Raw genomic sequence first — 22,651 nt, 5'->3', positions numbered from 1 at the left:
ACTACACCATCAGAAGTCCAGGTTGGACACTGCCAGTGCGTTGTTCTCGATGAACTCACGGCGCGGTTCTACGGCGTCGCCCATCAAGGTGTTGAAGATCTGATCGGCGCCGATCGCGTCTTCAATGGTGACTTTCAGCATGCGGCGCACGCTTGGGTCCATCGTGGTTTCCCAGAGCTGATCCGGGTTCATTTCGCCCAGACCTTTGTAGCGCTGGATGGTATGGCGCTTGGTGCTTTCTGCCATCAACCATTCCAGTGCTTCCTTGAACTCGGTCACTTGCTTGCGACGTTCGCCACGCTGGATGTATGCACCGTCATCCAGCAGAGTGCTCAGCTGAGCGCCCAGGGTCACAACGGTTTTGTAGTCGTTGCTGCCGAAGAAGTCGCGGTTGAAGGTGATGAAGGTCGAGTGGCCGTGGGAGATCAGTTCGACCTCTGGCAACCAGACATTACGCTCACGGTCTTCACGCAGGCTGGCTTTGTAAACCAGGCCCGATTTCTCAACCAGACGCAGACGCTCTTCGAACTTGGCCATCCAGTCTTGCATGGCCGCGTGGTCGCCCAGCTGCTCCAGAGTAACGGCTGGCAGATAGATGAAGTGCTCGGTCAGCTCCTGCGGGTACAGGCGCGACAAACGCTTGAGGGTCTTCATCACCATGCGGAAGTCGTACACCAGACGCTCCAGCGCCTCACCCGAGATGCCCGGGGCTTCTTCGTTCAAGTGCAGGCTGGCGTCTTCAAGGGCCGACTGGGTCATGTACTCTTCCATGGCCTCGTCGTCTTTGATGTATTGCTCTTGCTTGCCTTTTTTCACTTTGTACAACGGCGGCTGAGCAATGTAGATGTAGCCACGCTCAATCAGCTCCGGCAACTGACGGAAGAAGAAGGTCAGCAGCAGGGTACGGATGTGCGAACCGTCGACGTCAGCATCGGTCATGATGATGATGTTGTGATAGCGCAGTTTTTCGATGTTGTATTCATCGCGGCCAATGCCACAGCCCAAGGCGGTGATCAAGGTGCCTACTTCTTGCGAAGAGATCATCTTGTCAAAGCGGGCTTTCTCGACGTTGAGGATTTTACCCTTCAACGGCAGGATGGCCTGGGTACGGCGGTTGCGGCCCTGCTTGGCGGAACCGCCAGCAGAGTCACCTTCCACGAGATACAGTTCGGACAGCGCCGGGTCTTTTTCCTGGCAGTCGGCCAGCTTGCCCGGCAAGCCTGCGATGTCCAGAGCGCCTTTACGACGAGTCATCTCACGGGCTTTGCGCGCGGCCTCACGGGCACGGGCGGCGTCGATCATCTTGCCGACAATCAGCTTGGCTTCGTTCGGGTTTTCCAGCAGGAAGTCGGAGAAGAACTTGCCCATTTCCTGTTCAACAGCGGTCTTCACTTCGGAAGAAACCAGCTTGTCTTTGGTCTGGGAGCTGAACTTCGGATCCGGTACTTTCACCGAGATGATTGCAGTCAGGCCTTCACGGGCGTCATCACCGGTAGTGGCGACTTTGTGCTTTTTGGCCAGGCCTTCAGCTTCGATGTAGGTGTTGAGGTTACGCGTCAGGGCAGAGCGGAAGCCCACCAGGTGCGTACCGCCATCGCGCTGAGGAATGTTGTTGGTGAAGCACAACAGGTTCTCGTTGAAGCTGTCGTTCCACTGCAAGGCGATTTCTACGCCGATACCGTCTTCACGTTGAACATTGAAGTGAAACACCTGGTTGACCGGGGTCTTGTTGGTGTTCAGGTAGTCAACGAATGCACGCAAGCCGCCTTCGTACTTGAACAGCTCTTCCTTGCCGCTGCGCTCGTCCTTGAGGACGATACCCACACCGGAGTTCAGGAAGGACAGCTCACGAATACGCTTGGCCAGGATGTCCCAGCTGAAGTGGATATTCTTGAAAGTCTGGTCAGACGGTTTGAAGTGGATCTGAGTGCCGGTAGTTTCGCTCTCGCCAACGATGGCCATAGGCGCTTGAGGAACACCGTGGACGTAGGTCTGTTCCCAGATCTTGCCGCTGCGACGTACAGTCAGGACCAGCAGTTCGGACAGGGCGTTTACCACCGAAACACCTACGCCGTGCAATCCGCCGGATACCTTGTAGGAGTTGTCATCGAACTTACCGCCAGCGTGCAGTACGGTCATGATGACCTCGGCTGCAGAAACGCCTTCTTCTTTATGCACGTCCACCGGAATACCGCGGCCGTTGTCGCGCACGGTGATGGACTCGTCCGGGTGGATCGTAATGGTGATGTCGTCGCAATGGCCAGCCAGCGCTTCGTCGATGGAGTTGTCGACTACTTCGAACACCATGTGGTGCAGACCGCTGCCATCGTCAGTATCACCAATGTACATACCGGGACGTTTGCGTACGGCATCAAGGCCTTTCAGCACTTTAATGCTCGTTGAGTCGTACGTGTTTTCTTCGCTCAATGCCTTCACTCCCGATGGTCGTGGGTCTGGGTGATACAGCCCTGTTCCACGTGGAACAGGGCAACTGGCGTTTCCGTCTGCCAGCCTTCCCTCAATAATTCGTGGTCTACACAGGTAATGAATACCTGGCAGCGTAAGTCTTCCAACAAGCGACACAATGCGTTGCGATGCTGCTCATCCAGTTCGGAAGGCAAGTCATCTACTAGATAAATACATTGGCCACGCCGGGCTTGGCTGACCAAATGCCCTTGAGCAATGCGCAGCGCGCAGACCACCAACTTCTGCTGACCCCGCGACAAAATATCTGCTGCGTTGTTTGCACCCAACTTGAGACGCAAATCAGCACGTTGTGGCCCTGCCTGGGTATGCCCCATTTGCTGGTCCCGGTGGACAGACGCGGCGAGTACAGCACTCAGCTCACGGTCTTTGTCCCAACCACGGTAATAGCTCAGCGTTAACCCTTCGAGATCAAGTAGCTCACTCAAGGTCTGCTCAAAGACTGGTTTCAAGGCTTTGATGTAGGCGCGGCGGTATTCATCAATTTCAGCACTGGCCAGGCAAAGTTCCCGGTCCCAGGCCGCTTGTGAAACGGCGTCGAGTGTACCATGCCGCAGCCATGAGTTCCGCTGCCGCAGGGCCTTCTGTAGCCGCTGCCAGGTCGACATGAAGCGGGGCTCAACATGGAACACCCCCCAATCGAGAAACTGCCTGCGGATCTTTGGGGCACCTTCCAGCAAGCGGAAGCTGTCAGGGTTAATCAATTGCAACGGCAGGATCTCGGCCAGCTGCGCAGCACTGCGCGCATTTTGGCCGTCGATACGGATCTGGAACTCCCCTTGCCGGTCCCGCGAGATACCGAGCGCGCTGTGCCCGCCTTCAGCCAGTTCAACCTGACCAAAAACCGTACAGCTCTGCTGCTCGTGCTGGATCACGGGATTGAGCCGCACACTGCGAAACGAACGCGCCAGCCCCAGCAAGTGGATAGCTTCCAGCACGCTGGTTTTTCCGCTGCCGTTGGCGCCGTACAGGATATTGATGCGGGGAGAGGGGGAGAAGGTCACCGGGTGCAGGTTACGCACCGCGGTGACTGTGACACGACTGAGGGACATCTAGCGTGGGCTGTGCATGGTTACAGGCGCATCGGCATAACAACGTAGGCCGAGTCGTCGTTGTCCGACTCTTGCACCAGAGCGCTGCTGTTGGAGTCCGACAGGATCAGACGCACTTGTTCCGTGGTCATGACCCCCAGCACGTCCAGCAGGTAGCTCACGTTGAAGCCGATCTCCAGTGAACCGCCGTTGTACTCAACGCCCACTTCTTCTTCCGCTTCTTCCTGCTCCGGGTTGTTCGCCTGGATTTTCAGCTGGCCATTGGCCAATTGCAGACGGATGCCACGATATTTCTCGTTGGACAGGATCGCGGTACGGCTGAACGCTTCGCGCAATGCCTGACGGTCACCGATAACGACCTTGTCACCACCTTTAGGCAGCACACGCTCGTAGTCCGGGAACTTGCCATCAACCAGCTTGGACGTGAAGGTGAACTCGCCGGTGGTGGCACGGATGTGGTGTGCGCCCAGAACGATGCTCACTTCGCCGTCCGGCTCAGTCAGCAAGCGCGCCAACTCAAGAATACCCTTGCGCGGAACGATCACTTGATGACGGTCTGGCTGGCCGATGTCGGCTTTCATCGAGCACATGGCCAGACGGTGACCGTCGGTTGCCACAGCACGGATGATGCCTGCCGATACTTCCAGCAGCATGCCATTGAGGTAGTAACGAACGTCCTGCTGCGCCATGGCAAAGCTGGTGCGCTCGATCAGACGACGCAATTTGCTCTGCTGCAAGCTGCACGTCAGCGAGCCCGGGCCTTCTTCAACCGTCGGGAAGTCGTTGGCAGGCAGGGTGGACAAGGTAAAGCGGCTACGGCCTGCCTTGACTACCAGCTTGTTGTCATCGAGTTTGATGTCAATCAGTGCGTCGTTGGGCAGGCTTTTGCAGATATCCATCAGCTTGCGCGCAGGCACGGTGATTTCGCCTGGCTCAGCCGGCTCTTCAAGTTGCACTCGACCAACCAGTTCGACTTCAAGGTCGGTACCGGTCAGCGACAGTTGCTGGCCTTCGACAACCAACAGCACGTTGGACAATACCGGCAAGGTCTGGCGGCGTTCAACGACGCCTGCGACCAGTTGCAGGGGTTTCAACAGGGCTTCGCGTTGAATGGTGAAATGCATGGTCTAGTCCCTTGCCTTAATAAGCTGCGCTGGTGTCATCAGGTTGTCAGTGTACGCAGCAGGTTCTTGTAGTCCTCACGGATGTCCGCGTCGGATTCCTTGAGTTCGTTGATCTTGCGGCATGCGTGCAAGACCGTGGTGTGATCGCGACCGCCAAACACATCGCCGATCTCCGGCAGGCTGTGGTTGGTCAGCTCTTTGGACAACGCCATCGCCACCTGGCGTGGTCGCGCCACCGAGCGCGAACGGCGCTTGGACAGCAAGTCCGAAATTTTGATCTTGTAGTACTCAGCCACTGTGCGCTGGATGTTATCCACAGAGACGAGTTTGTCTTGCAGCGCCAGCAGGTCTTTAAGGGATTCGCGGATCAGCTCGATGGTGATGTCGCGGCCCATAAAGTGCGAGTGAGCGATAACACGCTTGAGCGCGCCTTCGAGTTCACGCACGTTGGAGCGAATGCGCTGGGCAATAAAGAAGGCGGCATCGTGAGGCAGATCGACCTTGGCCTGATCGGCCTTCTTCATCAGGATCGCAACACGGGTCTCAAGCTCTGGCGGCTCGACGGCAACCGTCAAACCCCAGCCAAAGCGTGATTTGAGACGCTCTTCAAGGCCTTCGATTTCTTTCGGGTAACGGTCACTGGTCAGAATCACTTGCTGACCGCCTTCAAGCAGGGCGTTGAAGGTGTGGAAGAACTCTTCCTGGGACCGTTCCTTGCGCGCAAAGAATTGAATGTCATCGATAAGCAAGGCGTCTACCGAACGGTAGAAGCGCTTGAACTCGTTGATGGCGTTGAGCTGCAAGGCTTTAACCATGTCGGCTACAAAACGCTCGGAATGCAGGTACACGACCTTGGCATTCGGGTTCTTCTTTAGCAGGTGGTTGCCCACCGCGTGCATCAAGTGAGTTTTACCCAGACCAACGCCGCCATAAAGGAAGAGCGGGTTGTAACCGTGCTTGGGGTTATCTGCCACCTGCCACGCCGCAGCGCGAGCCAGTTGGTTGGACTTGCCCTCAACGAAGTTTTCGAAGGTAAAGGTTCGGTTCAGGTAGCTGGTGTGCTTGAGCGCACCCTCGACCTGGACGGTGCGCTGTTCGGCGCGCACTGGCGCTTGCTGCGAGCTTGCACCGGCCATTGGGTCGAAGCTGGCCCGCGAAGGTTCTTCGCTGGCATGCCCGGACTGTTTTGGCGCGGGTGCAGGAGCGGGTGCCGCTGCTGTGTTGACAGGTGCGCTGGGCGCCGGGGCCTGAGAGGCCGCTGCAGCCAATGGCGCATTAGGGGCAGCACGAGGCGCCGAGCTGCGTTTGCTGCCTATTAACAAGGACAACGCAGGCGCCATGCCATTGCTGTGCTCGTTCAACAGTTCAAGCAAACGGCTCAGGTATTTTTCGTTGACCCAGTCGAGAACGAATCGGTTGGGTGCATACACACGCAACTCGTCGCCTTCGGCTTCGACCTGTAGTGGACGGATCCAGGTGTTGAATTGCTGGGCAGGCAGCTCATCGCGCAAAAGCTCCACGCACTGCTGCCAAAGTTCCACTGACACGGATATCCCCTAAGTTGAAAGCCGGTGAGGCAAAAACAGGTGCCATTGTAGCGACCGTGGCCCCACTTATCCACATGTAGGTGACGTGCATATAAGGAGAGATCCGGCTTTTTACTGTGAACAAAGCGACAAATGGTATGTGCATAAGCTCTGTGGATAAGCGGGCCTAAGCTCGTTGCACAAGTGGGGTCGAAAGTCTGTGCATAAGTCGCCTGTGGATAAAAGCCCCTTTCATGCACAGCTTATCCGAGGGTGCAGCACAGGTGGAGCACGGCTTCTCGACAGTGTTGTCATCTTCTGTACGCCTTGTTTTATATGGCCTTAAGCTAGTTACCCACAGAAGATCGCTTCCCTAAGTTTAATAAGCTTTATAAAAGAGCTTTAAATACTTCGTTTTTTTATTTCTATAGTTGGCAGGTGCAAGACAGGTGCGAAAGGGCAAACATCTATTTAGCGGTAAACGCTGGTTGGAAATTGACCTATTGGCTTGCTTTCTCTAGAATCGCCGGTCTCTTAAAACGGGGGCCATTCCGGCCCGTTGTGGACGAACCAGGTAGCACGACATGAAACGTACTTTCCAACCAAGCACTATCAAACGCGCCCGCACTCACGGTTTCCGTGCACGCATGGCTACTAAAAACGGCCGTGCAGTCCTGTCGCGTCGCCGCGCCAAAGGCCGTGCACGTCTGGCAGTTTGATAATCAGACAATGGTGGTGAGTCAGGACTTCAGTCGGGAAAAGCGGTTACTCACTCCCCGACACTTCAAGGCAGTCTTTGACTCCCCCACCGGCAAGGTTCCGGGGAAAAATCTCCTGCTCCTTGCGCGTAGCAACGATCTTGATCACCCCCGCCTGGGGTTAGTGATCGGGAAAAAGAGCGTAAAGCTCTCCGTTGAGCGCAATCGCCTTAAGCGTTTGATGCGTGAATCGTTTCGTCTCCACCAGGATTTACTGGTTGGTTGGGATATCGTTATCGTCGCGCGCAAAGGTTTGGGTGACGTAGAGAACCCCGAATTGATTCAGCATTTCGGCAAACTCTGGAAGCGTCTGGCCCGTAACACGCCAGTTCCAGCAGTTAAAACCGAAACTGTAGGGGTAGGCAGTCCTGATGCGTAAACTGGCGCTCGTTCCGATCCAGTTTTATCGCTATGCCATTAGTCCTTTGATGGCCAGCCACTGCCGTTTCTACCCCAGTTGTTCCTGCTACGCGTTGGAAGCCATAGAAAATCATGGCCTTCTGCGCGGCGGCTGGCTGACCTTTCGTCGTTTAGGTCGCTGTCACCCGTGGAATCCCGGTGGTTACGACCCGGTTCCGCCTATCCCTACCTCCCGTTCTTCTTGATGGCCGAGTAATCATGGATATTAAACGCACGATCCTGATCGTCGCTCTAGCAGTCGTGTCCTACGTTATGGTTCTGAAATGGAACCAGGATTACGGCCAAGCTGCCCTGCCGACTCAGAATGTTGCCGCCAGCAGCACAACCGCGCCGGCTTTGCCCGATACGGTTTCAGGTAACAACGCTTCAAACAGTGCCGATGTACCCAGCGCCAATACAGATACCAGCACACCGACTGAAACTCCGGTGGCTGCAAGCAAAGACCTCATCCAGGTAAAAACGGATGTTCTGGACATCGCGATCGATCCACAGGGTGGTGATATTGCCCAGCTGCGTCTGCCGCTTTATCCACGTCGCCAGGATCACCCGGATGTTCCTTTCCAGTTGTTCGATAACGGCAACGAACGCACCTATCTGGCACAAAGTGGCCTGACAGGCGTTGATGGCCCGGACGCCCGTCCGTCAGGTCGTCCTGTTTTCAGCGCTGAGAAAAAGAATTTCGAACTGGCCCCAGGCCAGGATCAACTGGTTGTTGATCTGAAATTCAGCGAAAACGGCATCAACTACATCAAGCGTTTCACGCTCAAGCGTGGTTTGTACGATGTACAAGTCAGCTATTTGATTGATAACGAGAGCGGCAAGCCGTGGAATGGCAACCTGTTCGCGCAATTGAAGCGTGACGCCAGCTCCGATCCTTCTTCCAGCACCGCCACCGGCACTGCTACTTACCTGGGCGCTGCCCTGTGGACAAGTTCGGAGCCGTACAAAAAAGTGTCGATGAAAGATATCGACAAGGCTCAGCTGAAAGAAACCGTTCAAGGCGGCTGGGTTGCCTGGTTGCAACACTATTTTGTGACGGCGTGGATTCCACAGAAAGGCGATAACAACGTCGTTCAGACCCGCAAAGACAACCAGGGCAACTACATCATCGGTTTTACTGGCCCAACCTTGACCGTTGAGCCGGGCAAAACAGCTGAAACCAGCGCTACGTTGTACGCCGGTCCAAAAAGCCAGGGTGTACTCAAAGAGTTATCCCCAGGTCTGGAACTGACTGTCGACTACGGCATTCTGTGGTTCATTGCCCAGCCTATTTTCTGGCTGCTGCAACATATCCACAGCCTGGTCGGTAACTGGGGCTGGTCGATTATCTTCCTGACCATGCTGATCAAAGGGATCTTCTTCCCTCTGTCGGCCGCCAGCTACAAGTCGATGGCCCGCATGCGCGCCGTGGCACCAAAACTGGCTGCTCTGAAAGAGCAGTTCGGTGATGATCGCCAGAAAATGTCGCAAGCAATGATGGAGCTGTACAAGAAAGAAAAGATCAATCCACTGGGCGGCTGCTTGCCGATTCTGGTGCAGATGCCGGTCTTCCTGTCCTTGTACTGGGTACTTCTGGAAAGTGTTGAAATGCGCCAGGCGCCGTTCATGCTCTGGATTACCGACCTGTCGATCAAAGACCCGTTCTTCATTCTGCCGATCATCATGGGCGCAACCATGTTCATCCAGCAGCGTCTGAACCCGACTCCGCCGGACCCGATGCAGGCCAAGGTAATGAAGCTGATGCCAATCATCTTCACCTTCTTCTTCCTGTGGTTCCCTGCTGGTCTGGTGCTGTACTGGGTTGTGAACAACTGCCTGTCCATCGCTCAACAGTGGTACATCACCCGTAAAGTTGAAGCTGCTACCAAAAAAGCAGCCGAGTAACCTACTCTGGTGAGCACCACTCAAAACGCCCCCTAGTGGGGCGTTTTGCTATCCGTCACTTTTGTTTTGAGGCCTGTTTTATGAGTGTTCCGGCTGAGACCATTGCCGCAGTAGCGACCGCCCAAGGCCGAGGTGGTGTGGGAATCGTGCGTATTTCCGGCCCGCTTGCCAGTGTTGCGGCGCAAGCGTTCAGCGAACGCGAGCTGAAACCGCGCTACGCCCATTACGGCCCTTTTTACGGCGAAAACCGTGAAGTGCTGGATGAGGGGATTGCGCTGTACTTCCCCGGCCCCAACTCCTTTACCGGCGAAGACGTACTGGAACTTCAAGGCCACGGTGGCCCGATTGTTCTCGATATGCTGCTCCAGCGCTGCATCCAGCTAGGTTGCCGCCTGGCTCGTCCGGGGGAATTCAGCGAGCGGGCATTTTTGAATGACAAACTCGACCTGGCGCAAGCCGAGGCAATTGCCGACCTGATCGAGGCAAGTTCTGCACAGGCTGCACGTAACGCATTGCGTTCCTTGCAAGGCGCTTTCTCACAGCGTGTGCATAACTTGACTGAGCAATTGATCAGTTTGCGTATCTATGTCGAAGCGGCGATTGATTTCCCGGAAGAAGAAATCGACTTTTTGGCCGATGGCCATGTGCTTGGCATGCTGGATAAGGTTCGGGAAGAGTTATCGACCGTTCAACGCGAGGCCGGGCAGGGGGCTTTGCTGCGCGATGGCATGACCGTGGTTATCGCGGGCCGTCCAAACGCCGGCAAGTCGAGTTTGCTCAATGCCCTGGCCGGGCGCGAAGCGGCCATCGTGACCGAAATTGCCGGTACCACCCGGGACGTATTGCGTGAACATATCCACATTGATGGCATGCCGTTGCATGTGGTCGACACCGCGGGTCTGCGTGATACAGACGACCATGTGGAAAAAATCGGTGTACAACGGGCACTCAAGGCCATTGGCGAAGCCGATCGGGTGCTCTTGGTGGTCGATGCCACGGCTCCGGAAGCGGATGACCCGTTTGCGCTATGGCCAGAGTTTCTTGAGCAGCGTCCAGATCCTTCGAAAGTGACCTTGATCCGTAACAAGGCAGATCTGAGCGGAGAAAATATTGCCCTGCAGGTGTGTGACGATGGCCACGTGACGATTAGCCTTAGCGCCAGATCAACGGATGGGCTGGACCTGCTGCGTGAACACCTCAAGGCTTGCATGGGATACGAGCAAACGTCTGAAAGCAGCTTCAGCGCACGCCGTCGGCACCTGGAGGCGTTGCAGCACGCCAGCCGGGCACTTGAGCACGGCAGGGCGCAACTGACCCTGGCGGGCGCAGGGGAGTTGCTGGCTGAGGACTTGCGTCAGGCGCAGCATTCCCTTGGTGAGATTACCGGCGCATTCAGCTCTGATGATCTGCTGGGACGGATCTTCTCCAGCTTCTGCATCGGCAAGTAACAGCACACGTTGTAGTCGCTGCCGAGGAACGAAGGCTGCGAGCGGTTTGCAGGCTATCGCAGCCTTCGTTCCTCGGCAGCGACTACAACGTGTAACACTGCTACAGTTATTCACATTCATACGAGGTGTTAGTCCAATGCGCCATTGATGCCGCCGCGATGTTTGCGGCCAGTTCTTGATTCCCCTGCAACAGGGGGTAGATCTGTGCATCTCTGGAGTGCGTATGACTCTCGTTACCTCTGTAACGCTCAAAGGCGTTTCTTTTCACCTGCCCGATGGCAGTGCTCTCTTCTCGGACCTTGATCTGCATCTCGACCAGCGACGTACTGCTCTGGTGGGGCGCAATGGTGCAGGTAAAAGCGTTTTGGCACGCCTGATAACCGGGGATATCTTCCCTTCAACAGGCCATTGCACCCGAAACGGCACGGTGTATTACCTGGCCCAGTATGTCAGCCCCGACCCCGGTCACACCGTTGCAGACCTTGCCGGCGTACAGCACATCATCAGGGCCCTTGAGCACATCGAGCAGGGCAGCACTGAGCAAGCAGACTTCGACTGCATCGGCGAACGCTGGGGTATCCGTCAGCAATTACTCGACCAGTTGGCCCAGAACAACCTTGCACACTTGACGCCTTCTACCCCCACCTCAGCCCTCAGCGGAGGCGAAGCCATGCGCGTGGCCCTGATGGGGGCCTTCTTGTCTCAAGCTGACCTGTTGATACTGGATGAGCCCACCAATCATCTGGATCGCCAGCACCGTGATGCGCTCCATGAGCAGTTGCAGAACTGGCCCAACGGTTTGCTCGTGATCAGCCATGACCGCGATTTGTTGGAACACATGGAGCGTATTGTTGAATTGTCATCCCAAGGACTCATCAGCTATGGCGGGGGGTTTTCGTTTTATGCACAGGCAAAAGCCGAGCAACTACAAGCGGCGCAGCAACAACTGGCGTCAGCCAAGCTAGAGCGCAAGCGTCAGGAACACGCCATGCGTGAACACAAAGAACGCCTTGAACGCAGCCAATCCCGCGGCCACAAGCAGGCCAGTGATGCCAATCAGGCTAACATTTTGCTGGGCCGGCAAAAGGAGCGCAGCCAGGCCAGTAGCGGCAAGCAGCGAGTACAACAAGACGCTGCACGGGAACATTTGTCTGCCCTGGTACGCCAGGCTGCGAGTCAGGTAGAAGAACAACAGGCCATCTTTGTTTATCCGCCTCATGCTTGCCAAAGCGCACCGTTGCAAATAGCTGAGTTGATCAATGCTCGTCTGCCCCAGGGGGCTGAGTATTTACGCACGATCAATCTCACGCTGACTCGTGGCCAGCGTATTGCCCTGGTGGGAGCGAATGGCTGCGGCAAGTCGACTCTGCTCAAGGTACTGGCCGGTCAACTGTCGGTCATTTCAGGCCAGGCCAGGACCTTCGTAACCACTGCTTATCTCGACCAAGATCTGGGGCTGTTAAAACCTGAGCAGTCCGTACTTGAGCAATTGCTGTCCCAAAATCGGCAGCTCAATGCAGGAGAATTACGCACCCGACTTGCGCAATTGGGTCTCAATGCCGATCGAGTCAACCAGCCATGCCATCGACTGAGTGGCGGTGAGCGCCTGAAAGCCGCCATGGCTTGCGTGTTCTATGCCGCTTCACCGCCGCACCTGCTATTGCTCGATGAACCGGCCAATCACCTGGATCTGCCTTCGGTTCTGGCCCTGCAGGACATGCTTGAGCAGTATTCGGGAACTCTGATTGTCACCTCACACAATGAGGTGTTTTTGGCTGCAATCGGGGTTACCCACAGACTGCAGGCATCACCCACAGGGTGGCTGAACCAGCCCGTCTGATGAGACAGGCTTGTACCGTTTATCACTTTTATGACTCACCGATTGTACGACCGCTTGATGGATTAGCCATTCCAGCGGTTTTCGGCTGCCTGTTTATTGGCCAAAAACCGCATAAATCGTTGAATAAGCTCTGTGTATAACTGGCCCTCAGGTCAGTGGGTAAGTAGGCCTGAAAACTGAAGATAACCACCCCTGTGGATAAGCACCTGTTTTACCCACAGGCTTAAAGCACTTATCCCAACCCCTCATCGGTGCATAACCACAGACTTTTGAATCTCTGTACAGTACGTAGAATATAGCTTGTAGCAATCTATCCACAGAAAGGTGGCTCAGTATAAATAAACATAAAAACAAAGCTTTATAAATTTCTTCTCTATTTATTTATCTATCTTGCCTTTATCCACAGCTGGTTAAATTTTGTGCAAAGGGTTCTTTAAGAAGGGCGAAGTCCCTATACTTCGCGGTCTATCCAAAAAACCCCTAGTAACAGGCACGAGGTGCGTGGTGAATTTCCCTTCCCGTTTTGCAGTGATCGTCATCGGCGGCGGTCACGCCGGAACCGAGGCTGCACTTGCTTCAGCACGCATGGGCGTAAAAACCCTGCTGTTGACCCACAACGTGGAAACCCTCGGGCAAATGAGCTGCAATCCTGCGATTGGCGGGATTGGTAAAAGCCATCTGGTTAAAGAAATCGACGCCCTGGGCGGCGCGATGGCAATGGCTACCGATAAAGGCGGCATCCAGTTCCGTGTACTTAATGGGCGTAAAGGCCCGGCAGTACGGGCAACCCGTGCACAGGCCGACCGCATTCTGTACAAAGCGGCAATTCGCGAAACGCTGGAAAACCAGCCCAACCTGTGGATATTTCAACAGGCTGCTGATGACCTGATCGTTGAACAGGATCAAGTGCGTGGCGTAGTGACCCAAATGGGTCTGCGTTTTATGGCTGATGCTGTGGTTTTGACCACAGGTACTTTCCTCGGTGGACTTATCCACATCGGGATGCAGAATTACTCGGGTGGCCGAGCCGGTGATCCTCCTTCGATCGCCCTGGCACACCGCCTGCGTGAACTGCCCCTGCGAGTTGGTCGCCTGAAAACCGGTACACCACCGCGTATCGATGGCCGCTCTGTAGATTTCTCGGTCATGACCGAACAACCAGGCGATACACCGATTCCAGTGATGTCGTTCATGGGCAACAAAGAACAGCATCCGGCTCAGGTCAGTTGCTGGATTACCCATACCAACGCCCGTACTCACGAAATCATCGCGTCCAACCTCGACCGCTCACCGATGTACTCGGGCGTAATCGAAGGGATTGGCCCGCGTTACTGCCCGTCAATCGAAGACAAGATTCACCGCTTTGCCGATAAGGAAAGCCATCAGGTTTTCATTGAGCCGGAAGGTTTGACCACTCACGAGCTGTACCCGAACGGGATCTCCACATCCTTGCCGTTCGACGTGCAAATCCAGATCGTGCAATCGATTCGCGGCATGGAAAACGCCCATATCGTGCGGCCCGGCTATGCCATCGAATACGACTACTTCGATCCGCGGGACCTGAAATACAGCCTTGAAACCAAGGTAATCGGCGGCTTGTTCTTCGCAGGGCAAATCAACGGCACTACCGGTTACGAAGAAGCCGGGGCCCAAGGTTTGCTGGCTGGCGCCAACGCGGCATTGCTCGCACAGGGCAAGGAAAGCTGGTGCCCGCGTCGCGACGAGGCGTACATCGGAGTATTGGTCGACGACCTGATTACCTTGGGTACTCAAGAGCCGTACCGGATGTTTACATCCCGTGCCGAATACCGGCTGATCCTGCGCGAAGACAACGCCGACATGCGCTTGACCGAAAAAGGTCGCGAATTGGGCCTGGTCGATGATGCCCGTTGGGCCGCTTTCTGCACCAAGCGTGAAAGCATCGCGCAAGAAGAACAGCGCCTGAAAAGCACTTGGGTTCGCCCGGGCACTGAGCAGGGCGATGCCATTGCAGCAAAATTCGGCACGCCGCTGACCCATGAATACAATTTGCTGAACCTGCTGACACGCCCCGAAATCGACTACGCCGGTCTGGTTGAAGTGACCGGGAAAGGCGCAGAAGATCCGTTGGTCGCCGAGCAGGTTGAGATCAAAACCAAGTACGCCGGTTATATCGATCGTCAACAAGACGAAATTGCCCGTCTGCGCGCCAGTGAGAACACCAAACTGCCTGTGGATATCGATTACACGATCATCTCCGGGCTGTCGAAAGAGATCCAGAGCAAGCTGGGCGCAACCCGTCCCGAGACCTTGGGGCAGGCTTCGCGTATTCCAGGTGTGACGCCTGCGGCGATTTCCCTGTTGATGATTCACCTGAAAAAGCGCGGCGCTGGCCGCACGTTGGAGCAAAACGCTTGAGTTCGCTGGTTACCGCGCAACACGCCGAAGAGTTATCCACAGGTGCACGCCAATTGGGCGTAGCACTGTCCGAAAACCAGCATCAGCTATTGCTGGGTTATTTGGCCCTGTTGATCAAATGGAACAAGGCCTACAACCTCACGGCTGTGCGTAACCCGGACGAAATGGTTTCGCGCCATTTGCTCGACAGCCTCAGCGTGATGCCCTTCATCGAAAATGGCCGTTGGCTGGATGTGGGCAGCGGCGGCGGCATGCCGGGCATTCCCCTGGCGATCCTGTTTCCCGAGTCCCAAGTGACCTGTCTGGACAGCAACGGCAAGAAAACCCGTTTTCTGACCCAGGTGAAACTCGAGCTCAAGCTGGATAACTTGCAAGTTATCCACAGTCGCGTTGAAGAGTTTCAGCCAGAGCTGCCATTCAATGGAATTGTTTCCAGGGCTTTCAGCAGCATGGAGAACTTCAGCAACTGGACACGCCATCTGGGCAACAGTGAAACGCGCTGGTTGGCAATGAAGGGCGTTCATCCGGCTGATGAGCTGGTAGCATTGCCGTCTGATTTTCGTCTAGATAGCGAACACGCCTTGACTGTTCCAGGTTGCCAAGGCCAACGCCATCTGCTGATACTGCGCCGCACGGCATGATTGGGAACGCAAGCAAGAATGGCTAAGGTATTCGCAATAGCGAACCAAAAGGGTGGTGTGGGTAAAACCACCACCTGTATCAACCTCGCAGCATCGCTGGTCGCGACCAAGCGCCGCGTGCTTCTGATCGACCTCGATCCACAAGGCAACGCCACCATGGGTAGCGGTGTGGATAAACATGGTCTCGAGAATTCGGTCTACGACCTGTTGATCGGTGAATGTGATCTGGCCCAGGCCATGCACATCTCCGAACACGGTGGGTACCAGCTTCTGCCCGCAAACCGTGATTTGACGGCAGCTGAAGTTGTATTGCTCGAAATGCAGATGAAAGAAAGCCGTCTGCGTACTGCACTGGCGCCGGTTCGCGAGAGCTACGATTACATTCTGATCGATTGCCCGCCGTCTCTGTCGATGCTGACCCTGAACGCTCTGGTTGCTGCCGATGGGGTCATTATCCCCATGCAGTGTGAGTACTTCGCACTCGAAGGCTTGAGCGATCTTGTGGATAACATCAAGCGCATTGCCGAACTCCTGAACCCGAACCTGAAGATCGAAGGCCTGCTGCGGACCATGTACGACCCGCGTCTGAGCCTGATGAACGATGTATCGGCTCAGCTCAAGGAACACTTCGGCGAGCAGCTCTACGACACGGTGATTCCGCGCAACATCCGCTTGGCCGAAGCGCCGAGTTACGGCATGCCGGCGCTGGCGTATGACAAAAATTCCCGTGGCGCGATTGCTTACCTTGCCCTGGCGGGCGAGCTGGTTCGTCGTCAACGTCGTACCACCCGCACGCCTCAGCCAACTTAAGGAAATCCCATGGCCGTCAAGAAACGAGGTCTCGGACGCGGACTGGATGCACTCCTTAGTGGTCCAACGGTCAGCTCGCTGGAAGAGCAAGCGGTCAAGGTTGATCAAAGCGAACTGCAACACTTGCCACTGGACCTGATCCAGCGCGGCAAGTATCAGCCTCGTCGCGACATGGATCCCCAGGCGCTTGAAGAGCTGGCCAGCTCGATCAGGACCCAAGGCGTGATGCAGCCAATCGTGGTTCGCCCGATTGATGGCAACCGCTTTGAGATCATCGCCGGTGAACGTCGCTGGCGCGCCAGCCAACAGGCAGGCAAGGACACCATCCCGGCGATGGTGCGAGATGTGCCGGATGAAACCGCCATCGCGATGGCGCTGATCGAAAACATTCAGCGCGAAGATCTCAATCCGATTGAAGAAGCCGTTGCCTTGCAACGCTTGCAGCAAGAGTTCCAGCTGACTCAGCAGCAAGTTGCCGACGCTGTGGGTAAGTCCCGGGTGTCTGTGGCTAACTTGTTGCGATTGATTTCCTTGCCGGAAGTCATCAAAACCATGCTGTCCCACGGTGACCTTGAAATGGGTCATGCGCGGGCATTGCTCGGTTTGCCTGAAACTCAGCAGGTTGAAGGGGCGCGACACGTTGTCGCACGAGGTCTGACAGTACGTCAGACCGAAGCACTTGTTCGCCAGTGGTTGAGTGGCAAACAAGAGCCTGCTGAACCGGTTAAACCAGATCCGGACATTGCCAGGCTCGAACAGCGTCTGGCAGAGCGCCTAGGCTCTGCGGTGCAGATTCGCCACGGAAAGAAGGGAAAAGGCCAGTTAGTGATTGGTTACAATTCTCTGGATGAGCTTCAAGGAGTGCTTGCTCACATCCGCTGAAACAATTCCCCATGTAGCGTGCAGTCGGAAATCACTACCTGACAGTTGAATAGGGGCTTAAGCGCCCCTATACTCTGCGCGCATTTTGTCGGCACAAATTATGCCAAGTTTTCTGTTTTTGGTAGCCGACCTTTGAGGAGCAGTTGTGATGGAAACCCGCACGCCAAACCGCTTGCCGTTCCATCGCTTGGCGGTTTTTCCGGTTTTGCTGGCTCAATTTGTCGTTTTATTGCTGGCTGCTCTGGGGCTCTGGCAATGGCATGGAGTCGTCGCCGGATATTCAGGACTCTGCGGAGGCCTGATAGCTTTGCTACCCAATGTGTATTTTGCTCACAGGGCTTTTCGGTTTTCCGGCGCCCGAGCAGCGCAAGCCATCGTCCGGTCGTTTTACGCTGGCGAGGCGGGCAAGTTAATTTTGACGGCAGTGCTGTTCGCGCTGACGTTTGCAGGTGTGAAGCCATTGGCGCCGTTAGCAGTATTCGGCGTCTTCGTGTTGACCCAACTGGTCAGCTGGTTCGCTCCCCTGCTAATGAGAACAACACTTTCGAGACCTTAGGGCGTTTGAGGCAACCATGGCAGAAACAACCGCTTCGGGCTATATCCAGCACCACTTACAGAACCTGACCTTTGGGCAGCTACCTGATGGCGGCTGGGGCTTTGCTCACACCGTTGCAGAAGCTAAAGCAATGGGTTTTTGGGCTTTCCACGTCGATACCCTCGGCTGGTCGCTTTTTGTAGGTCTGATCTTCATCCTCGTATTCCGCATGGCGGCCAAGAAGGCAACTTCCGGTCAACCAGGCGCACTGCAGAACTTCGTTGAAGTACTGGTGGAATTCGTCGATGGCAGCGTAAAAGACAGTTTCCACGGTCGCAGTGCAGTTATCGCACCGCTGGCGCTGACCATTTTCGTGTGGGTGTTCCTGATGAACGCCATCGACCTGGTTCCGGTTGACTGGATTCCTCAGTTGGCGATCCTGATCACTGGCGATGAGCACTTCCCGTTCCGTGCCGTACCGACGACTGATCCAAACGCGACCATGGGCATGGCCCTGTCGGTATTCGCGCTGATCATCTTCTACAGCATCAAAATCAAGGGCATCGGCGGTTTTATCGGCGAACTGACCCTGCACCCGTTTGGCAGCAAGAACATTTTTGTTCAAGCGCTGCTGATTCCGGTGAACTTCCTGCTCGAATTCGTGACGTTGATTGCCAAGCCTATTTCGTTGGCTCTGCGTCTGTTCGGCAACATGTACGCTGGCGAACTGGTGTTTATCCTGATCGCCGTGATGTTCGGCAGCGGCCTGCTTTGGCTTAGCGGTCTGGGCGTGGTGCTGCAATGGGCGTGGGCTGTATTCCACATCCTGATCATCACCTTGCAAGCGTTCATCTTCATGATGTTGACCATCGTCTATCTGTCGATGGCACACGAAGATAACCACTAAGATCCGCTTCGGCGAGTCTGGTGCTCCTCTCACCTTCGGGTGAGAGGGCGTCGCAAAATGATTTTGTTTTACCGCTTTAATCTAAAAACCTAAACCATACGACGTAAAAGTCGGGAGGAAAGATGGAAACTGTAGTTGGTCTAACCGCTATCGCTGTTGCACTGTTGATCGGCCTGGGCGCACTGGGTACCGCAATTGGTTTCGGCCTGTTGGGTGGCAAGTTCCTGGAAGGCGCAGCGCGTCAACCAGAAATGGTTCCAATGCTGCAAGTTAAAATGTTCATCGTTGCCGGTCTGCTCGACGCCGTAACCATGATCGGTGTTGGTATCGCACTGTTCTTCACCTTCGCGAACCCCTTCGTTGGTCAACTCGCTGGCTAATCACTCGAATTTTCGAGTTGATTAGAGTGATGGACAACGAACGAGCGAGGTGTTGGCGTGAACATTAATGCAACCCTGATTGGCCAGTCCGTTGCGTTCTTCATTTTTGTACTGTTTTGCATGAAGTTCGTGTGGCCTCCGGTCATCGCGGCATTGCAAGAACGTCAGAAGAAGATTGCGGCTGGACTGGACGCTGCTAACCGAGCAGCTCGCGACCTGGAGTTGGCCCAAGATAAAGCGGGTCAACAACTGCGCGAAGCTAAGGCTCAAGCAGCTGAAATCATTGAGCAAGCCAAGAAACGCGGTACTCAGATCGTAGACGAAGCCCGTGAACAGGCTCGCGTTGAAGCTGACCGTGTGAAGGCTCAGGCTCAGGCCGAGATCGAACAGGAACTGAACAGCGTTAAAGACGCCCTGCGTGCCCAATTGGGTAGCTTGGCTGTTGAAGGCGCAGAGAAGATCCTGGGTGCCACAATCGATCAAAACGCGCACGCGGAGCTGGTTACTAAACTGGCTGCTGAAATTTAAGCGAGGGCGATCATGGCAGAATTGACCACGTTGGCCCGACCTTACGCTAAGGCAGCCTTCGAGCACGCCCAGGCCCACCAGCAACTGGCCTCTTGGTCAGCCATGCTCGGCCTGGCTGCAGCAGTGTCGCAAGACGACACTATGCAGCGCGTGCTCAAGGCCCCGCGACTGACGAGCGCAGAAAAGGCCGCCACGTTTATTGACGTGTGCGGCGACAAGTTCACTGTAGAAGCACAGAACTTCATCAACGTCGTTGCCGAAAACGACCGTCTCCCGCTATTGCCGGAGATCGCCGCTCTGTTTGACCTGTACAAGGCTGAACAAGAGAAGTCGGTAGACGTAGAAGTGACCAGCGCTTTTACATTGGACCAAGAACAGCAAGACAAACTCGCCAAGGTTCTCAGTGCACGACTCAACCGGGAAGTGCGCCTGCAAGTTGCGGAGGATGCCAGCCTTATAGGTGGTGTCATCATCCGCGCCGGCGACCTGGTTATCGATGGCTCGGTTCGCGGAAAACTCGCAAGCCTTGCCGAAGCATTGAAATCTTGAGTTTGAAGGGGCAGCAGAGCAATGCAGCAACTCAATCCTTCCGAAATAAGTGAAATTATCAAGGGCCGCATCGAAAAACTCGATGTGACCTCCCAAGCCCGTAACGAAGGCACTGTCGTCAGCGTATCTGACGGTATTGTGCGGATTCACGGTCTGGCCGACGTAATGTACGGCGAGATGATCGAGTTTCCGGGCAGCGTCTTCGGTATGGCTCTCAACCTGGAGCAAGACTCTGTAGGTGCCGTAGTATTGGGCGCATACACGACTCTGGCTGAAGGCATGAGCGCCAAGTGCACTGGCCGCATCCTGGAAGTTCCGGTTGGTAAGGAACTGCTGGGTCGCGTTGTCGACGCACTGGGTAACCCAGTTGATGGCAAAGGTCCACTGGGCAACACCGAGACTGATGCAGTCGAGAAAGTTGCTCCAGGCGTGATCTGGCGTAAGTCGGTAGACCAGCCTGTACAGACTGGCTACAAGGCTGTCGATGCCATGATCCCTGTCGGCCGTGGCCAGCGTGAGCTGATCATCGGTGACCGTCAGATCGGTAAAACCGCTCTGGCGATCGACGCGATCATCAACCAGAAGAACAGCGGCATTTTCTGTGTATACGTAGCGATCGGTCAGAAGCAATCGACTATCGCCAACGTGGTTCGCAAGCTGGAAGAAAACGGCGCGTTGGCTAATACCATCGTCGTTGCTGCCAGTGCTTCCGAATCCGCAGCGCTGCAGTTCCTGGCACCGTACTCCGGTTGCACCATGGGCGAATACTTCCGCGACCGCGGTGAAGACGCACTGATCGTTTATGACGATCTGTCCAAGCAAGCAGTGGCTTACCGCCAGATTTCCCTGCTGCTGCGCCGTCCACCAGGCCGTGAAGCTTACCCAGGCGACGTGTTCTATCTCCACTCCCGTCTTCTGGAGCGCGCATCCCGCGTATCCGAAGAGTACGTAGAGAAGTTCACCAACGGCGCAGTGACCGGCAAAACCGGTTCCCTGACCGCACTGCCGATCATCGAAACCCAGGCTGGCGACGTTTCCGCGTTCGTTCCGACCAACGTGATTTCCATCACCGACGGTCAGATCTTCCTGGAATCGGCCATGTTCAACTCCGGGATCCGTCCTGCAGTGAACGCCGGTGTTTCGGTATCCCGTGTGGGTGGTGCCGCTCAGACCAAGATCATCAAGAAGCTGTCCGGTGGTATCCGTACCGCTCTGGCTCAGTACCGTGAACTGGCAGCATTTGCCCAGTTCGCATCTGACCTGGACGAAGCGACCCGTAAGCAACTTGAGCATGGTCAGCGCGTTACCGAGCTGATGAAGCAGAAGCAATACGCACCAATGTCGATCGCTGACATGGCGCTGTCGCTGTATGCCGCTGAGCGTGGGTTCCTGACTGACGTCGAAATCACCAAGGTCGGTAGCTTTGAACAAGCGCTGATTGCTTACTTCAACCGCGATCACGCCGAACTAATGGCGAAGATCAACGTTAAAGGTGACTTCAATGACGAAATCGATTCTGGCATCAAAGCCGGTATCGAGAAGTTCAAGGCCACCCAAACCTGGTAAGCCGCAGCGGGAGCCGCAAGGCTCCCGCTTGCTAACCTGATAGGTGTTACATGGCAGGCGCAAAAGAGATTCGCAGTAAGATTGCGAGCATCAAAAGCACGCAAAAGATTACCAGCGCCATGGAAAAAGTGGCGGTCAGCAAAATGCGCAAGGCACAAATGCGCATGGCTGCTAGCCGTCCTTATGCGGAGCGTATCCGCCAGGTTATTGGGCATTTGGCTAACGCCAACCCGGAATACCGCCACCCATTCATGATCGACCGCGAAGTTAAGCGTGTGGGTTATGTGGTTGTGAGCAGTGACCGTGGTTTGTGCGGTGGTTTGAATACCAACCTGTTCAAGGCTTTGGTCAAGGACATGGCGGTAAACCGTGAAAACGGCGTCGAGATTGATCTGTGCGTGGTCGGCAGCAAAGGTGCGGCATTTTTCCGTAACTTCGGCGGTAACGTCGTCGCTGCTATCAGCCATCTGGGTGAAGAACCGTCGATCAATGACTTGATCGGCAGCGTTAAGGTGATGCTGGATGCTTACCTGGAAGGCCGTATTGACCGCCTGTCCGTGGTATCCAACAAGTTCGTCAACACCATGACGCAACAGCCTACTGTGGAGCAGTTGATTCCACTGGTGGCGACCCCGGATCAAAAACTCAAGCACCACTGGGACTATCTCTACGAACCGGATGCCAAAGAGCTGCTAGACGGCTTGATGGTGCGTTACGTGGAGTCGCAGGTGTATCAGGCGGTGGTCGAGAACAGTGCAGCTGAACAAGCTGCGCGGATGATCGCAATGAAGAACGCCACTGATAACGCCGGTGACTTGATCAGCGATTTGCAGCTGATCTACAACAAGGCACGTCAGGCTGCGATCACCCAAGAGATCTCGGAAATCGTCGGCGGCGCTGCCGCGGTTTAACGGTTCAAA

21 protein-coding genes are annotated in these 22,651 nt (G+C 55.4%); 17 read left to right on the top strand and 4 right to left on the bottom strand.

What is annotated here, in order from left to right:
• Positions 1–9: 9 nt before the first annotated feature.
• From gyrB to dnaA, 4 genes are read right to left on the bottom strand one after another with little or no spacing between them, the layout of a single operon-like run.
• Positions 10–2,427 carry a DNA topoisomerase (ATP-hydrolyzing) subunit B gene (gyrB, locus tag V6P94_RS03090; protein ID WP_133074947.1) on the bottom strand — a complete coding sequence of 806 codons (2,418 nt, stop codon included), beginning with the start codon at positions 2,425–2,427 and terminating at the stop codon, positions 10–12.
• Positions 2,428–2,432: 5 nt separating this feature from the next.
• Positions 2,433–3,536 (bottom strand): DNA replication/repair protein RecF, encoded by a 1,104-nt coding sequence (recF, locus tag V6P94_RS03085; protein ID WP_019828642.1) that lies wholly within the window; start codon positions 3,534–3,536, stop codon positions 2,433–2,435.
• Positions 3,537–3,556: 20 nt separating this feature from the next.
• Positions 3,557–4,660, bottom strand: coding sequence for a DNA polymerase III subunit beta (gene dnaN / locus V6P94_RS03080; protein ID WP_133074945.1), 1,104 nt, complete (start codon positions 4,658–4,660; stop codon positions 3,557–3,559).
• A 38-nt stretch (positions 4,661–4,698) separates the two neighbouring features.
• Positions 4,699–6,207: a chromosomal replication initiator protein DnaA gene (gene dnaA / locus V6P94_RS03075; RefSeq protein ID WP_133074944.1), complete on the bottom strand. Its 1,509-nt coding sequence runs from the start codon at positions 6,205–6,207 to the stop codon at positions 4,699–4,701.
• Between the two features lie 563 nt (positions 6,208–6,770).
• Here dnaA and rpmH point away from each other — a divergent pair.
• From rpmH to atpG, 17 genes are all read left to right on the top strand, one after another.
• On the top strand, positions 6,771–6,905 hold the full coding sequence (gene rpmH / locus V6P94_RS03070) for a 50S ribosomal protein L34 (protein WP_003213577.1): 135 nt from the start codon (positions 6,771–6,773) through the stop codon (positions 6,903–6,905).
• A gap of 16 nt (positions 6,906–6,921) precedes the next feature.
• Positions 6,922–7,323, top strand: a complete 402-nt coding sequence (gene rnpA / locus V6P94_RS03065; RefSeq protein WP_019828646.1) for a ribonuclease P protein component — start codon at positions 6,922–6,924, stop codon at positions 7,321–7,323.
• Positions 7,316–7,549, top strand: coding sequence for a membrane protein insertion efficiency factor YidD (yidD, locus tag V6P94_RS03060; RefSeq protein ID WP_019828647.1), 234 nt, complete (start codon positions 7,316–7,318; stop codon positions 7,547–7,549). The genes rnpA and yidD overlap by 8 nt, the downstream gene beginning before the upstream one ends.
• A gap of 13 nt (positions 7,550–7,562) precedes the next feature.
• Complete coding sequence (yidC, locus tag V6P94_RS03055) at positions 7,563–9,248, top strand: membrane protein insertase YidC (RefSeq protein WP_133074943.1); 1,686 nt, start codon at positions 7,563–7,565, stop codon at positions 9,246–9,248.
• Between the two features lie 80 nt (positions 9,249–9,328).
• Positions 9,329–10,696, top strand: a complete 1,368-nt coding sequence (gene mnmE, locus V6P94_RS03050; RefSeq protein ID WP_133074942.1) for a tRNA uridine-5-carboxymethylaminomethyl(34) synthesis GTPase MnmE — start codon at positions 9,329–9,331, stop codon at positions 10,694–10,696.
• 223 nt (positions 10,697–10,919) lie between these two features.
• Positions 10,920–12,536, top strand: a complete 1,617-nt coding sequence (locus tag V6P94_RS03045; protein ID WP_133074941.1) for an ATP-binding cassette domain-containing protein — start codon at positions 10,920–10,922, stop codon at positions 12,534–12,536.
• Positions 12,537–13,040: 504 nt separating this feature from the next.
• Complete coding sequence (mnmG, locus tag V6P94_RS03040) at positions 13,041–14,933, top strand: tRNA uridine-5-carboxymethylaminomethyl(34) synthesis enzyme MnmG (protein WP_219261974.1); 1,893 nt, start codon at positions 13,041–13,043, stop codon at positions 14,931–14,933.
• Positions 14,930–15,574 carry a 16S rRNA (guanine(527)-N(7))-methyltransferase RsmG gene (rsmG, locus tag V6P94_RS03035; protein ID WP_133074939.1) on the top strand — a complete coding sequence of 215 codons (645 nt, stop codon included), beginning with the start codon at positions 14,930–14,932 and terminating at the stop codon, positions 15,572–15,574. The genes mnmG and rsmG overlap by 4 nt, the downstream gene beginning before the upstream one ends.
• 18 nt (positions 15,575–15,592) lie before the next feature.
• Positions 15,593–16,384, top strand: coding sequence for a ParA family protein (locus V6P94_RS03030; protein WP_046809500.1), 792 nt, complete (start codon positions 15,593–15,595; stop codon positions 16,382–16,384).
• Positions 16,385–16,393: 9 nt separating this feature from the next.
• A complete protein-coding gene (locus V6P94_RS03025; protein ID WP_133074938.1) occupies positions 16,394–17,266 on the top strand; it encodes a ParB/RepB/Spo0J family partition protein in 873 nt (290 codons plus the stop codon).
• Between the two features lie 148 nt (positions 17,267–17,414).
• Positions 17,415–17,822 carry a F0F1 ATP synthase subunit I gene (locus tag V6P94_RS03020; protein ID WP_003437994.1) on the top strand — a complete coding sequence of 136 codons (408 nt, stop codon included), beginning with the start codon at positions 17,415–17,417 and terminating at the stop codon, positions 17,820–17,822.
• Positions 17,823–17,838: 16 nt separating this feature from the next.
• Entirely contained in the window at positions 17,839–18,708 is an 870-nt protein-coding gene (gene atpB / locus V6P94_RS03015; RefSeq protein ID WP_095036260.1) for a F0F1 ATP synthase subunit A, read from the top strand.
• Between the two features lie 122 nt (positions 18,709–18,830).
• The gene (gene atpE, locus V6P94_RS03010; protein ID WP_002555987.1) at positions 18,831–19,088 is read left to right on the top strand and encodes a F0F1 ATP synthase subunit C; all 258 of its coding nucleotides are present in this window, start codon (positions 18,831–18,833) and stop codon (positions 19,086–19,088) included.
• Positions 19,089–19,145: 57 nt separating this feature from the next.
• On the top strand, positions 19,146–19,616 hold the full coding sequence (locus tag V6P94_RS03005) for a F0F1 ATP synthase subunit B (protein ID WP_016782874.1): 471 nt from the start codon (positions 19,146–19,148) through the stop codon (positions 19,614–19,616).
• Between the two features lie 12 nt (positions 19,617–19,628).
• Positions 19,629–20,165 carry a F0F1 ATP synthase subunit delta gene (locus V6P94_RS03000; RefSeq protein WP_046809499.1) on the top strand — a complete coding sequence of 179 codons (537 nt, stop codon included), beginning with the start codon at positions 19,629–19,631 and terminating at the stop codon, positions 20,163–20,165.
• Between the two features lie 21 nt (positions 20,166–20,186).
• Positions 20,187–21,731: a F0F1 ATP synthase subunit alpha gene (atpA, locus tag V6P94_RS02995; protein ID WP_019828665.1), complete on the top strand. Its 1,545-nt coding sequence runs from the start codon at positions 20,187–20,189 to the stop codon at positions 21,729–21,731.
• 50 nt (positions 21,732–21,781) lie between these two features.
• Positions 21,782–22,642, top strand: a complete 861-nt coding sequence (atpG, locus tag V6P94_RS02990) for a F0F1 ATP synthase subunit gamma (protein WP_133074937.1) — start codon at positions 21,782–21,784, stop codon at positions 22,640–22,642.
• Positions 22,643–22,651 lie beyond the last annotated feature (9 nt).

This window comes from Pseudomonas sp. ML2-2023-3 (assembly GCF_037055275.1).
GTDB lineage: Bacteria > Pseudomonadota > Gammaproteobacteria > Pseudomonadales > Pseudomonadaceae > Aquipseudomonas.
Note: the sequence above shows the minus strand (reverse complement) of the source record. Positions and strands in the feature narration are given on the sequence as shown.